This window comes from Serratia sp. BFP-2025, assembly GCF_050880365.1.
Classification (GTDB): domain Bacteria; phylum Pseudomonadota; class Gammaproteobacteria; order Enterobacterales; family Enterobacteriaceae; genus Serratia; species Serratia surfactantfaciens.
The window spans coordinates 544502-556826 of record NZ_JBPAFV010000001.1 but is presented as its reverse complement, the minus strand read 5'-3'; the positions used below and the strand labels follow the sequence as shown (position 1 = coordinate 556826).

14 protein-coding genes and 2 tRNA genes are annotated in these 12325 nt (G+C 54.2%); 8 read left to right on the top strand and 8 right to left on the bottom strand.

Annotation, left to right across the window (positions count from 1 at the left end; all coding sequences use genetic code 11):
• Window positions 1–27: 27 nt before the first annotated feature.
• The 4 genes from ttrS to ACRAWE_RS02660 all read left to right on the top strand — a co-directional run bounded on the left by ttrS (window position 28) and on the right by ACRAWE_RS02660 (window position 4102).
• Window positions 28–1779 carry a tetrathionate respiration histidine kinase TtrS gene (gene ttrS, locus ACRAWE_RS02675; RefSeq protein ID WP_432525557.1) on the top strand — a complete coding sequence of 584 codons (1752 nt, stop codon included), beginning with the start codon at window positions 28–30 and terminating at the stop codon, window positions 1777–1779.
• On the top strand, window positions 1754–2353 hold the full coding sequence (gene ttrR, locus ACRAWE_RS02670) for a tetrathionate respiration response regulator TtrR (RefSeq protein ID WP_432524681.1): 600 nt from the start codon (window positions 1754–1756) through the stop codon (window positions 2351–2353). The genes ttrS and ttrR overlap by 26 nt, the downstream gene beginning before the upstream one ends.
• Before the next feature lie 337 nt (window positions 2354–2690).
• Window positions 2691–3353, top strand: a complete 663-nt coding sequence (locus tag ACRAWE_RS02665) for a VUT family protein (protein ID WP_063919755.1) — start codon at window positions 2691–2693, stop codon at window positions 3351–3353.
• Between the two features lie 17 nt (window positions 3354–3370).
• Window positions 3371–4102 carry a metallophosphoesterase family protein gene (locus ACRAWE_RS02660; protein WP_432524678.1) on the top strand — a complete coding sequence of 244 codons (732 nt, stop codon included), beginning with the start codon at window positions 3371–3373 and terminating at the stop codon, window positions 4100–4102.
• On the opposite strand, the gene ACRAWE_RS02655 is transcribed toward ACRAWE_RS02660, so the two are convergent.
• Together ACRAWE_RS02655 and ACRAWE_RS02650 are read right to left on the bottom strand one after the other, a co-directional pair.
• The gene (locus tag ACRAWE_RS02655) at window positions 4095–4583 is read right to left on the bottom strand and encodes a hypothetical protein (RefSeq protein ID WP_063919757.1); all 489 of its coding nucleotides are present in this window, start codon (window positions 4581–4583) and stop codon (window positions 4095–4097) included. The genes ACRAWE_RS02660 and ACRAWE_RS02655 overlap by 8 nt on opposite strands.
• On the bottom strand, window positions 4584–5237 hold the full coding sequence (locus ACRAWE_RS02650; protein ID WP_432524676.1) for a helix-turn-helix domain-containing protein: 654 nt from the start codon (window positions 5235–5237) through the stop codon (window positions 4584–4586). It abuts the gene before it with no gap.
• A 653-nt stretch (window positions 5238–5890) separates the two neighbouring features.
• On the opposite strand from ACRAWE_RS02650, the gene ACRAWE_RS02645 reads away from it, so the two are divergent.
• Window positions 5891–6133, top strand: coding sequence for a DinI family protein (locus ACRAWE_RS02645; protein WP_047574299.1), 243 nt, complete (start codon window positions 5891–5893; stop codon window positions 6131–6133).
• 235 nt (window positions 6134–6368) lie between these two features.
• Here the strand turns inward: ACRAWE_RS02645 and ACRAWE_RS02640 are convergent.
• The 4 genes from ACRAWE_RS02640 to ACRAWE_RS02625 form a co-directional block, all read right to left on the bottom strand.
• A tRNA-Thr gene (locus ACRAWE_RS02640) sits at window positions 6369–6444 on the bottom strand.
• 6 nt (window positions 6445–6450) lie between these two features.
• Window positions 6451–6538: transfer RNA gene (locus ACRAWE_RS02635), tRNA-Ser, on the bottom strand.
• Window positions 6539–6695: 157 nt separating this feature from the next.
• On the bottom strand, window positions 6696–7025 hold the full coding sequence (gene osmE / locus ACRAWE_RS02630; RefSeq protein ID WP_019453681.1) for an osmotically-inducible lipoprotein OsmE: 330 nt from the start codon (window positions 7023–7025) through the stop codon (window positions 6696–6698).
• A 127-nt stretch (window positions 7026–7152) separates the two neighbouring features.
• Entirely contained in the window at window positions 7153–7620 is a 468-nt protein-coding gene (locus ACRAWE_RS02625) for a nuclear transport factor 2 family protein (RefSeq protein ID WP_309530519.1), read from the bottom strand.
• A 107-nt stretch (window positions 7621–7727) separates the two neighbouring features.
• Here ACRAWE_RS02625 and ACRAWE_RS02620 point away from each other — a divergent pair, with 107 nt between their 5' ends.
• A complete protein-coding gene (locus ACRAWE_RS02620) occupies window positions 7728–8306 on the top strand; it encodes a TetR/AcrR family transcriptional regulator (protein WP_432525556.1) in 579 nt (192 codons plus the stop codon).
• Here the strand turns inward: ACRAWE_RS02620 and ACRAWE_RS02615 are convergent.
• Together ACRAWE_RS02615 and ompC are read right to left on the bottom strand one after the other, a co-directional pair.
• Complete coding sequence (locus ACRAWE_RS02615; RefSeq protein WP_432524673.1) at window positions 8300–8716, bottom strand: VOC family protein; 417 nt, start codon at window positions 8714–8716, stop codon at window positions 8300–8302. The genes ACRAWE_RS02620 and ACRAWE_RS02615 overlap by 7 nt on opposite strands.
• A 153-nt stretch (window positions 8717–8869) precedes the next feature.
• Window positions 8870–10000, bottom strand: a complete 1131-nt coding sequence (gene ompC / locus ACRAWE_RS02610) for a porin OmpC (protein ID WP_025160179.1) — start codon at window positions 9998–10000, stop codon at window positions 8870–8872.
• Between the two features lie 697 nt (window positions 10001–10697).
• Here ompC and ACRAWE_RS02605 point away from each other — a divergent pair.
• Both ACRAWE_RS02605 and ACRAWE_RS02600 read left to right on the top strand, forming a co-directional pair.
• A complete protein-coding gene (locus tag ACRAWE_RS02605; RefSeq protein ID WP_432524671.1) occupies window positions 10698–11105 on the top strand; it encodes a DUF4186 domain-containing protein in 408 nt (135 codons plus the stop codon).
• A 54-nt stretch (window positions 11106–11159) separates the two neighbouring features.
• Window positions 11160–12314: an MFS transporter gene (locus tag ACRAWE_RS02600; RefSeq protein ID WP_063919770.1), complete on the top strand. Its 1155-nt coding sequence runs from the start codon at window positions 11160–11162 to the stop codon at window positions 12312–12314.
• Window positions 12315–12325: the final 11 nt, after the last annotated feature.

Sequence of the window (12325 nt, the reverse complement as noted above, 5' to 3'; positions counted from 1 at the left end):
TCGCCATCAGGAGGGGCCGTGAGGGTCGTGTTATTACTGCTGTTTTGTCTCGGCTGGGGGGCAGCGGCGCAGGCGAAGGAATGGTCGGTCGGCGTGCTGGCGATGCGAGGCGATGCGGCGACCGTGCGCGACTGGCAACCGCTGATCGACCAGCTCAACGACAGCGTCAGCGGTGAGCGCTTCCGCCTGCAGCCGCTCGATCTGGCGCAGATGCGCGAGGCGGTCAATCAGGGCAGCGTGCAGTTCGTGGTCACCAATCCGGCGCAGTTCGTGCAATTGAACAGCCACTATCATCTGCGCTGGCTGGCGTCGTTGCGCGCCGCCAACGGCGATCGGGAAACGGGCAACATCATCGGCAGCGTGATTCTGGTGCGGCGCGACAGTGACGTCACGACGCCGCAGGCGCTGATGGGCAAAACGGTGGGCGCCATCGATCCGCAGGCCTTCGGCGGCTATCTGACCGGTTATAAGGCGCTCAGCGATGCCGGCATGCGGCCCGAGCGCGATTTCCACCTGCGTTTTACCGGCTTCCCTGCCGATGCCCTGCTCTATCTGCTGCGCGAACGCGCCATTCAGGCCGCCATCGCCCCGGTTTGCCTGCTGGAGAAAATGGATCGGGAAGGCCTGCTCAACCAGGCGGATTTTCGCCCGCTGCTGCAACAGGCCACGTCAGTTCACTGCGTCACCAGCACGCCGCTTTACCCCAACTGGTCGTTCGCCGCCCTGCCCGGCCTGGATAACCCGCTGGTGGATGCGGTGGCGAGAGCCTTGCTGACCGCGCCGCCGCAGTCTCCCTTCCTGTGGGGGGCGCCAGCCTCGACCAGCGAGGTGGAAGCCTTGTTGCGCGCCGTCAATCAACACCCGGAACAGCGGCGGCTGTGGCTGGATATCAAGAGCTGGCTGATCCAGCATCAGACGGCCGTCGGCCTGTCGCTCACGGTGCTGGCGCTGTTGATCGTCAACCATATCTGGATAGCGCTTCTGGTACGCCGCCGCGGGCGACAATTGCTTCATGCCGGAGAGCAACTGCGCCGACAGGAACAGGCGCTGGAACATGCCAGGCAGCTGAACGTGCTGGGGGAGATGGCCTCCGGCTTTGCGCATGAGCTCAACCAGCCGCTGGCGGCCATTCGCCACTATGCGCAGGGGTGCCTCATCCAACTGCGCAAAACGGACGCCGGCCATCCGCTGCTGGCACCGCTGGAAAATATCGACCGGCAGGCGCAGCGCGGTGGCGAAACGATCCATAACCTGCGCCAGTGGGTGCAGCCCCCCACCGAGACGGCAGACAAGGCGAACTGGCGCCCCATCGCGGTGAACGAAACCGCCGAGCGGCTGTGGGCGCTGCTGCGCCTGACGCAGCGCTATCCCGACCTGAAGTTGTTCATTAACGTGGCGCCTTCGCTAACGCTAACCCTGCCGCCGGCGCTACTGGAACAGCTGCTGGCGAACCTGCTGCTGAATGCGGCCCAGGCCGGCGCCAACGCCATCTGGCTTTCCGCCGACGAGAACGACCAGGCGCTTGATTTGCATGTGCAGGACAACGCGGGCGGGATGAGCGCAGCCGGGCTGGAGCAGGCTTTCCGCCCCTTCAACACCACCAAAGCCGGCGGCATGGGGCTGGGGCTGGCTATTTGCCGCCGCCTGGCCCGCTATGGCGGCGGCGAGATCCTGTTGGCTAACCGTCCCGCTCCCGACAGCCGCAATGGGCTGTGCGTCACCCTGCATTTCCTATTTAACGATGAGGAAAACCATGTCGCTAATTCATCTGGTAGATGATGACGTCGCCGTCACCGACGCCTGCCATTTTTTATTGACCAACCTCGGCCATTGCGTCCACTGCTGGAATGACAGCACCGATTTTTTGGCGCAGGCTGACCTGTTGCAGACCGGGATCGTCTTGCTGGATATGCGAATGCCGAAGCTCGACGGTCACCAGACCTACGTTGAACTGCGCCGCCGCGGCAGCACGCTGGCGGTGGTGTTCCTGTCCGGCCATGGCGACGTACCGATGGCGGTAGAACAGATGAAGTACGGCGCAGTGGACTTCCTGCAAAAACCGATCGCCGCAGAGCCGTTGATCGCCGCCCTAGCACGGGCGCAGCAGGTCTCCGCCGAAACCCAACAGCGCCATGAAACTTTTGGCCGCTACCGCACGCTCACGCCGAAAGAGCGTGAGATCGCGCATCTGGTGGTGCGCGGCATGATGAACCGGGAAATGGCGGAACGGCTGAATATCGCGCTGCGCACCGTGGAGGTCCATCGCGCAAAAGTGATGGAGAAAATGCAGGCCGCCAGCCTGGCAGAATTGGTGATTCAGCTGCAAACTTTACCGCTCACGATTCAAGAATAAACGCAGAAGCCTCGCATAAAACTAGCCCTGAGTCCCTCCGCACCTGATTGACACAGCGCGAACCAGGCAATATATTCATTAAGATAATTAATGAATTGTAGCCAGTTCGCCCCAGTCCGACAAACGGGCCATCAATGCCCCCGCACAACCCCCGCGTGGCACTTTTGCCTTCTGGGAACCTGAGAGGTAAAGAGGACGTTTTATATTTCGAATAAAGAGAAATGCGGGCATATGACATCGCCTGCACACGATGACGCCACTGTCGGGTCGGCTCGTTTACGCGGCAACCAGTATGGATAGTTAATAACAAAAAATATGGACTGAATAAGGAACAAAGATGCAAGGAAATCTCAAACTCTATGGTCTTTTTGTTGGCCTGACCGTAACCATAATGATCACCTGCGACACCCTGGTTTATAAAGTTTTTGATATCTATGGTTTTAAAATAACCGCTAGCGGTATTGTATTCTCCCTGTGTTTTCTGATATCTACGCTGCTTACCGAGGTTTACGGCTATAAATTATCGGTAAGAGCAATATGGATCATGGTGTTCTGCCAAAGTTTATATGTCATCATACTTAACCTCTCCGCTGTCATCCAGCCAGAAAATAACGCTATAGCGACTCACTATAACGCTTTATACCATGAGTTTTGGCGCGTCATGATAGGCACCTGGGTATCCGTCCCCGTCTCATATTTTGTTAATGGCTTCATCATTTCAAAGATGAAAATTATCTTCTCCGGCAAATACTTCTTCATTCGCTATATTGCAGGCTCCATGTCTACGCAGGCCGCGCTGTTGCTGACGGCCTATCCGATTAGCCTTTCGGGCAAATACACTTTTATGGAACTGGTTAATATCATAAGCACCACCTGGTCTTATAAGGTAGTCGTCTCCATTGTATTGCTGCCGCTCGCTATCATCCTGGTCGAATGGGTTAAGAAAATAGAAAACACCGATCATTATGATTGGGGCGCATCATACAACCCTTTTAAATAATTTCAGTAAGGTAGAGCATGAAAGTAATTCAGATTAGTGACATACACATTATGCCTAATGAAAGCGGGCTAGCCTCTAAGCACCTGGCTAATTTCGAAAAGGCCATTGATTTCATTAATGCCAATGCCGATAAAATAAATGCAGACTTGATCATTGTGACGGGTGATATCTCTCATGATGGTGACATTCCCTCATATGAGCGTTTCTTTAACGTAATGAGCCGCGTTTCATTACCTTTTTATTTATTCCCAGGCAACCACGACAGTAAAAAAAATCTGAGTGATGTAGCCCGCCAACAGGGCGGAAACTATGATATACATTCTTTTGAAAATGACGAGTGGCGCATGCTTAGCATCGACTCGGTTGTTGACAATGAAGATTTTGGCTGGGTGTCGAAACAAGCGCTAGAAACGCTTGAAGAAGCCATAATCTACAGTAAAAATAAAAAGATAGCTGTTTTCCTGCACCATCACCCGCTTCCTGTCGGCACCCCCATTGTCGATAGCTGTATGTTAAACAATGCCGGCGAACTTTTGAGCCTCTGTCAACGATTGAGCGTTAAATTTATTGGTTCAGGCCATGCGCATACGCTATTCCAACGGAAAATGGGAGACACCCTGGTCTCGGTTTCCCCTGCAATTTGCTCGCAATGGAAAAACGGCACAAGCGAAGTCAGCAGCATAGACAATACGGCTTTCAGCGTGATTACGTTCGATGAACATATTCACGTCGAGCCATGGTTCATTTAATCAACGTCAGTATCGTTTTTTTAGGCTTGTCACTTTGCTTTGCGTTTTGCAAGGAGGCGGAGATTTCTCTGCCTTCTTTCACTCCGGCATAGAATGCTATTTTTGTCGCATCTAAAGACTCGGTTTTATCGACCAGCTCACGATTTCTTAAAAAATCCTTTCCTGATATGGATATTGAATCAGCACCGTTTTTCAACGTCCACATACAGTTCCTTTTCTCTTCATGAATCGACAGTTTGGCTGAGGCAATTTTTATTTTAGACTCCGTTTCGGCGATAAAAGCAATGTCTTTAGGGTTAACATGCCTTAGAAAGTCGCCCTCAACGAGCTGCCCCCAGTTTTTTTTCACGAAGGTATGGGTGCCAAACTCTTTGAAAAGCCAATACCCCTCGGCGGTTCGCGTCACGCTGCGATCTAAAGTGTACAGATAACTGGGAGAGTATATCCTCCTTAACTTGCGGACGATTTTAAACAAATCCATTTATTTCAGCCTCTTTATCGTTTTCAATAAAACACCGACAATCGCGTAATCGCTGTAGGACTTCACGCTGCTGTCTGAATCTAATGAGATGTTTGTAAACTGCAAGTCGTCATGAGAAACAAAGACTCTTCTTAAGCATATTGGGTAGTTTTTTAGCTTAACCAGGACGATATCCCCATCACAAAAGGGTTCCTGGAGGGAGATGACACAATAGGTTCCACGATCCCATTCAGGTGACAACGAGTTATTCGTTATCTCCACCACAAACAGCGAATCGTCCGTAATGTCATCCACTTCTGTCGTGTAGGTATCTGATGTTGTCATCGCCTGATCCAGGAAACGCTCTATATCGCAGTAGCTAATGAGCGGTAGCGATCTAACGTTGTGATTGGCCTCTCCCGAGACTCGTAAGTCCTTGTCAGTCAGCTCCCCCACTTTCACGCTGAAAAATTCACCAATTGACGAGAGCGTAGAGATCGTTGGATTCCCGATGCCCTTCCTCAGGTTGTTGATAGTGGCAATACCGATCCCTGTTTCGATACTCAGTCTGCTGGCGTCAATCCCATGCATGCGCATGAGATAAGTCAGGTTTCCCCCTATCATTTTCAATGACATACCACTTTCTTCTGATATTTTAATGTTGTTTTGTTGCATTATAATGTTTTAAACCTATACTTTAGCGTCATTAAAGTTAATTTAAAATATTAAACCACTTTAAGGGACGTAATGACAATGACACAGGTCGAATTACATGCAAATTAAAAAATAATTATTTGTAATGTAAGTCATTTTTCAAATAAGCGTTCTTACAGAAGCAAGATAGGTCATCACCATAATAATTCAAATTTCTTATGTAACCGCTTTATCTAGTCTGCATCCCATACTGCGACGAGCGTTTTGCACGCATGACGCCAACGAACTCATATGCCAGCGCATAAAACATTAGCAGCGCTGTTAAACCTCTTCACCGTATTTACGCCACGGCAGACAAGGGAAACACCAAAAACGGCGACCAGAAAGGTGGCGTCGGGCCTCCAACACCAGGGAGCGCCAGCCCGGCGCCACCACCTTATGTATTGAATGAGAGAGAAACGCGCGCTGCGGGTAATGGCGACAATCTTCTGAAGACTTGATGGGTGATTACGGGTGGGGAAAAATGCGGACCATCGGCCTGGCCGGCTCAACGGCAAATTCTGCCGCCCGGCATGTAAAGATGAATGCCCATGCAAAATTCCGCATCCCCTCTTGCCAACTCGCACTCCTCAGGCCAAAATACTGTACATTAAATCAGTATTTACAGGTGGGTCATGTTTGTAGAATTGGTGTACGACAAACGCAACGTCGCTGGGCTGCCCAACGCCGCCGAGATTATTCGCAGCGAACTGGAGAAACGCGTGCATGCGCTGTTCCCGGAAGCGGAAGTGCGCGTGAAGCCGATGCAGGCCAACGGCCTGAACTCCGACGCCAGCAAAAGCGATCGCGAAAAGCTGAACCGGATGTTGGAAGAGATGTTCGAAGAAGCGGATCAGTGGCTGGTTATGGATATATAAACCCAATCTGATAGCCGGGCTCACCCACCGGCTATAATTTCCCCCGTTTACCGCACTGCTCATCCCCAGGTTCCACAGCAAATAACCCTCGGGTCAAAGAACTTGCTGCGGCGCATGCCCCCGATTATCGGTTAATACCGGCGCACTTCGAAGCGGGAATTCCTGCGGGGTACACGTCTTCCTCGTACCAGCCCCATAACAAAAAGCCCCAGCATCGCTGCTGGGGCTTCTGTCATGGTGCCGGCTACCGGAATCGAACTGGTGACCTACTGATTACAAGTCAGTTGCTCTACCTACTGAGCTAAGCCGGCTGAATTTGGCGGAAGGACAGAGATTCGAACTCTGGGAGCTGTTACACTCGACGGTTTTCAAGACCGTTGCCTTAAACCACTCGGCCATCCTTCCAATGGGCGCTGATATTAGCGATACCGTTATGAAATGTCTATCGTTTTCATGCAAAAAAATCGCATCGGCGGTACAGTTGCCTAAACTTCGGGCCTTAAACGCTTAAAAAATGAAAAGCCCCGTGAAAACGAGGCTTTTTTGTTCGGCCGAAACGCAGTTATTTCGGCTGCGAATCGTAGTCTGAACAGGTTTGATAGCCTTTGTTCATAACGTGGCCCGTATCGTTGTAGCTGACAAAATACGTCTGCACCTTGCCGTCACGCGGCGCCACCGCATAGGTGTCGCAGGTACCCTGCGCGTGAACCAGCGTGGCGGTTGTCGACGGCGGACCGGCAATCGCCCGCACCTGCTGCTTGGTCATCCCTACTTTGACATCGCTGACCACCGGCTCGTTGACATAACTGGTTGCCCGGTCATAGGCGGTACAGCCGGCAAGAATGGAAAATACCGCCGCAGTACCGACGGCCAATACCAACTTCTTCGTCATAGCTTGTCCTCTTGGAGTGCGTTTGTTGTCCCCTAAGTCTAGAAGCGGAAAGGCTTTTCTACAAATTCCCCTTTGTCGATCGGTGCGCTTTTTCTCACGAGCGGCCATCGCGGGCGCGACATCGGATTCAAAAACCGAAGTCGCTCAGCGCCGGGACATCGTCCGGGCGCCGGCCGAGCGGCCAGTGAAAACGCCGATCCTGTTCGCGGATCGGCATGTCGTTAATGCAGGCATGACGATTGATCATTAACCCATCCTGATTGAACTCCCAGTTTTCGTTACCGAAGCTGCGATACCAGTTGCCGGAATCGTCGCGCCATTCATAAGCGAACCGCACCGCAATGCGCGCGCCGTCAAACGCCCACAGTTCCTTAATCAGCCGATACTCCAGCTCTTTCGCCCACTTGCGTTGCAAAAAACCGACCACCGCCGCGCGGCCGTCGACAAATTCCGCGCGATTCCGCCAGTGAGTATCGAGCGAATACACCTGCGACACCCGCTCAGGCTCGCGGCTGTTCCACGCATCCTCCGCCAGCCGCACTTTTTCAATGGCCGAGTCGCGGGTAAAAGGCGGCAATGGGGGTTTAATGCTCATGTTCATCTCCTGGGTGAAGGCATGTAGACAACTCTGTCTACAACATTACGCTAGCGCATGTAGACAGAGTTGTCTACAATCACCCGAAAATAGCCCGGGAGAAAATGATGACCGCCGATCTCAACGCCTTGCCCGCTCGCCAGCGCATTTTGCTGACGGCGCACGATCTGTTTTATCAGGAGGGGATCCGCGCCACCGGCATCGATCGCATCATCAAGGAATCGGGGGTGACCAAGGTGACGTTCTACCGCCACTTTCCCAGCAAGAACGACCTGATTACGGCGTTTTTGGCCTATCGCCATCAGCAGTGGCTGGACTGGTTCAGCGCATCGTTGGCGCGCCATGTGGCGCAGGCCGGCGGGCTGCTGCCGGCGCTGGCCCCCTGCCTGACGGAATGGTTCGACGATCCGCGCTTTCGCGGCTGCGCATTTATCAATACGGCGGTGGAGATCGCCGACCTGCTGCCGGAAAGCCTGCAAATCGCCAGCCAGCATAAGCGGCAGATGACGGATGAGTTGGCGCGCCACCTGCCCGCCGGCCCACAGCGGGAACAGCACGCAGCGATGCTGGCGATGTTGATCGACGGCGCCATTGTCAGGGTGCAGATAGAGCGGCAACCACAGGCAGCGCTGCAGGTGCTGGATGCCACGCTGACAATACTGGCGCAAGGCGGCTTCGATCAGTAATTGGCCCAGATGCCCGGCGTCACCAGCTCCAACAGGTGGGCGTCGGGATCGCGAAAATAAATGCTCTCGCCGCCCTGCTCCCAACGCATTCGTCCCTCAATCTCCACGCCGTTGGCCATCAGATGCCGTTCCCAATGCAGCAGCTGTTCTTTCGCCACCGCCAGCCCGATATGCGCCGGCCCCACGCCATCGTGAGCGGGAATAAAGCCGGTCGGATACTGCGCCCCGCGCAGCGAGTCGCCCTCGACAAACAGCAGCAATACGCTCCGATCGCCGACGTTATAGGCGCAAAATCGCTCGTTGGCGACCATCACCGGCAGCTGCAGCACCTCTCGATAGAAAGCGTCCGCGCGCTCAATATCGCTAACGTACAACACCGTCTCGATCACTTTATCGATCTTGAGCTCCATATCACCTCCGCTCTGTTTGCTGTATTCACAGCGTAGGCCGAGTGGCGGAAACCCAAAGCGCTTCCCGTGCCGCTCACGGATCAATCCGTGCTTCTTCACAGGCAAAAAAAAGCGCGGCCCGAAGGCCGCGCGATGACATTCACATGCAGAGGCTTAGAACTGGTAAACCAGGCCCACGGCAACCACGTTGTCGGTGTTGATACCGGCAGCTTGGGTGAAGTCGTTGTTGTCCAACAGGTTGATTTTGTAGTCAACATAGGTGGACATGTTTTTGTTGAAGAAGTAGGTCGCGCCCAGGTCGACGAATTTGACCAGATCTTCATCACCGTAGTCCTTGCCGTTGCCGGCGCGGCCCAGGTCTTTACCTTTGGTCTGGTTATAGCCCACGAACGGACGCAGACCGAAGTCGAACTGGTAGTGTGCGTAGGCTTCGAAGCTCTGCGCCTTGTTGGCGTAACCGAAAGCATCGCTGGTAGAGCTACCGAAACGCGCCGCGTTGTAAGACTGGGTGAACATCACAGCCAGGTAGGTATCGTTGGCGTCATATTTCAGACCACCGGAATACCCTTCTGCTTTATCGCCGCGGCCCATAATGTTCTGGTAGCCGCCACCACCGTTCTGCTCGCTGGTACGACGAGAGTTGAAGAAGGCGCCTGCGGCGCTGATGCCGTAGCCCATGTCATAGCTCATGGACATGCCGTAGCCTTCGCCGTTCTGACCCAGAACGTCACGACCGTTGTTGGTCTCTTCAGCGCTGCCGTTTTTACCCTGGTACTGCAGGGCGAAGTTCAGGCCGTCAACCAAGCCGAAGAAGCCGTTGTTACGGTAGGTCGCCAGGCCGCTGGAGCGTTGGAACATGAACTGGTCGGCGCCGTAGGTCGAGCCGTCGAACTCAGGCTGCAAGTCGGTGTAAGCCGCCACGTCGTACAGCACGCCGGTGTTACGGCCGTAGTCGAAGGAGCCGTAGTCGCCGAATTTCAGACCGGCGAAGCCGTAACGGGTGAAGTTCTTGTTGTCCTGGTTTTCAGCGTGGTTCAGGTTGGCCTGATATTCCCACTGGCCGTAACCGGTCAGCTGATCGCTGATCTGCGTTTCGCCGCGCAAGCCAAAACGCATATAAGACTGATCGCCGTCCGCACCGTTGTTGCTGGAGAAATAGTGAAGACCGTCGACTTTACCGTACAAATCCAGTTTATTACCGTCTTTGTTGTAGATTTCCGCCGCGCCTGCTGTGCCTGCAACCAGCAGTGCGGGTACCATCAGAGAGAGTACTCGAAGTTTCATCGTTATTATCCTCGTTAATTATGTCGAGCTACGGCCACTGCCCTTTTCGAGCATTATTAGCACGACTGTGCATTACCATTCTGGTAACAAGGGTTATATTAATCCAGAAAGAAAATGATACCAAGTATCCGATAGTGTTTCATTGTAATTAATAAAGGTTTCAAAATGTAAATACGCGCGAACTTTCACAAAACCTTACAGACAAACAAAATAAAGCACTTAAAGACAAAGAATAGATTAATTGATAAAAAATCATGTAGTTATACATATCTTTAAGAAAAAAAAGCCAACCATACAATTGAACCGGGCAATAAGCACATTGTGCCAAAACGCCGTCCGCACGCAGCCGCTATAATCACCTCGCTATCATCATTATTTTCATTATTACCTTCATTACCCGAAGATAATTTCTGCATTCCTTTAACCGGCTTCTGGCCGGTTTTTTATTTTTCTTCACACTCTCCTCACAATTTCGATCCGCACAAATAGCAAGCAAATAAATAACCCCATGATATAGTTTCACTAATTTACTTCCGCACTAATTGCTAATCTTTTTCCTTATTTTAGTCTACAAATTGAGCTTGCTTTTCATTTCGTGCCTTATCCCGCCCATTATTTTCCGCCGCAGGCATAATTAGCCGCGGAGTTTCACTTCTGGTAGCCTGAAAAAACCGCCCTTGCTGCGAGCAAATAGATAATGAAGCCATTTCAACCCGACGCGCTGTGGCGACGGCTGCAAAGCTCGTCTTTCCGCGCCCGCTTCCGTTTAAATACCAAGGATCAAGCCTATCTCGATGACAAAGGCTTGCCGCTGCTCCTCAGCCATGCCCGTGATTTTATCGATCGCCGCCTGGCCACCGCTCACCCCAAAAACGATGGCAGGCAGACGCCGATGCGCGGCCATCCGGTGTTCGTCGCCCAACACGCCACCGCCACCTGCTGCCGCGGCTGTCTGGAAAAATGGCACGGCATACCGCAGGGCGTCGCACTGGACGATCGGCAAAAAGACTATATTGTCCAGGCGATCGCGCTGTGGCTGGTGCGCAGCGGCGGCGCCAGAGAGGAGCCAGGCGCGAATCTTTTCGACCCGGATCGCGGATTGTGATAAAAACTGTCAGTAACTTTCGCCACTCTTTTGATCCAAGATCCTGACGCTTACATGACAGCCACCTTGTGCAATGAACAGCAAACGCCCGGCGTTCCTCAACAGATCGCCACCCGCCTGGCCTTTTTCGTCGCCGGCCTCGGCATGGCCGCCTGGGCGCCGCTGGTGCCCTTCGCCAAAGCACGTATCGGCATCGATGACGGTTCGCTCGGCCTGTTGCTGTTGTGCATCGGCGCCGGCTCCATGCTGGCGATGCCGCTGACCGGCTTCCTGACCGGAAAATTGGGCTGCCGCGCGGTGATCCTGATGGCAGGGCTGGGGCTGTGCATCGATCTGCCGTTGCTGGCGCTGATGGATTCCCTCGGCGGCATGGCCGTGGCGCTGCTGCTGTTCGGTGCAGCGATCGGCATGATTGACGTGGCGATGAACGTACAGGCGGTGATCGTCGAGCGCGCCAGCGGTAAAGCGATGATGTCCGGCTTTCACGGCTTTTTCAGCATCGGCGGCATTGCCGGCGCCGGCGGCGTCAGCGCGCTGCTGTGGCTGGGGCTGACGCCGCTGCAATCCACCCTGCTCACGGTGCTGGCGGTGATAGTGCTGCTGGCGTTCGCCAGCCGCCATCTGCTGCGTGAGAGCGGCGCCGACGACGGCGGGCCGATGTTCGTCTTGCCGCGCGGCTGGGTGATGTTTATCGGCATTTTGTGCTTTATCATGTTTCTGGCGGAAGGGTCGATGCTCGACTGGAGCGCGCTGTTCCTCACCACCTTGCGCGGCGTCGAACACAGTCAGGCCGGCCTGGGCTATGCGCTGTTCTCCATCACCATGACGCTCGGCCGGCTCAATGGCGATCGGGTGGTGAACTCGCTAGGCCGCTACCGGGTGCTGCTGCTGGGCAGCCTGTGCGCCGCTCTCGGTCTGAGCCTGGCCATCGCCTTCAATCACGCCACCGTTTCGCTGGTCGGCTTCATGCTGGTCGGCCTCGGTGCCTCGAACGTCGTGCCGATCCTGTTCAGCGCCGCAGGCAACCAGCGCGACATGCCGGCCAATCTGGCGATCGCCTCCGTCACCACCGTCGGCTATGCCGGTATTCTGGCCGGCCCGGCGCTGATCGGCTTTATCGCTCAGTTTTCCAGCCTGACGGCGGCTTTCGCCTGCGTAGCCGTTCTGCTGTTGGCGGTCACCGCCAGCGCCAGGGCCGTCACTCGCTGATTCAGGAATGC

Excerpts from the sequence above, each read along its gene's own strand:
- ttrR (WP_432524681.1), top strand. The coding sequence starts at position 1,754 with ATGTCGCTAATTCATCTGGTAGATGATGACGTCGCCGTCACCGACGCC.
- ACRAWE_RS02665 (WP_063919755.1), top strand. The coding sequence starts at position 2,691 with ATGCAAGGAAATCTCAAACTCTATGGTCTTTTTGTTGGCCTGACCGTA.
- ACRAWE_RS02660 (WP_432524678.1), top strand. The coding sequence starts at position 3,371 with ATGAAAGTAATTCAGATTAGTGACATACACATTATGCCTAATGAAAGC.
- ACRAWE_RS02655 (WP_063919757.1), bottom strand. The coding sequence starts at position 4,583 with ATGGATTTGTTTAAAATCGTCCGCAAGTTAAGGAGGATATACTCTCCC.
- ACRAWE_RS02650 (WP_432524676.1), bottom strand. The coding sequence starts at position 5,237 with ATGCAACAAAACAACATTAAAATATCAGAAGAAAGTGGTATGTCATTG.
- ACRAWE_RS02645 (WP_047574299.1), top strand. The coding sequence starts at position 5,891 with ATGTTTGTAGAATTGGTGTACGACAAACGCAACGTCGCTGGGCTGCCC.
- osmE (WP_019453681.1), bottom strand. The coding sequence starts at position 7,025 with ATGACGAAGAAGTTGGTATTGGCCGTCGGTACTGCGGCGGTATTTTCC.
- ACRAWE_RS02625 (WP_309530519.1), bottom strand. The coding sequence starts at position 7,620 with ATGAGCATTAAACCCCCATTGCCGCCTTTTACCCGCGACTCGGCCATT.
- ACRAWE_RS02620 (WP_432525556.1), top strand. The coding sequence starts at position 7,728 with ATGACCGCCGATCTCAACGCCTTGCCCGCTCGCCAGCGCATTTTGCTG.
- ACRAWE_RS02615 (WP_432524673.1), bottom strand. The coding sequence starts at position 8,716 with ATGGAGCTCAAGATCGATAAAGTGATCGAGACGGTGTTGTACGTTAGC.
- ompC (WP_025160179.1), bottom strand. The coding sequence starts at position 10,000 with ATGAAACTTCGAGTACTCTCTCTGATGGTACCCGCACTGCTGGTTGCA.
- ACRAWE_RS02605 (WP_432524671.1), top strand. The coding sequence starts at position 10,698 with ATGAAGCCATTTCAACCCGACGCGCTGTGGCGACGGCTGCAAAGCTCG.
- ACRAWE_RS02600 (WP_063919770.1), top strand. The coding sequence starts at position 11,160 with ATGACAGCCACCTTGTGCAATGAACAGCAAACGCCCGGCGTTCCTCAA.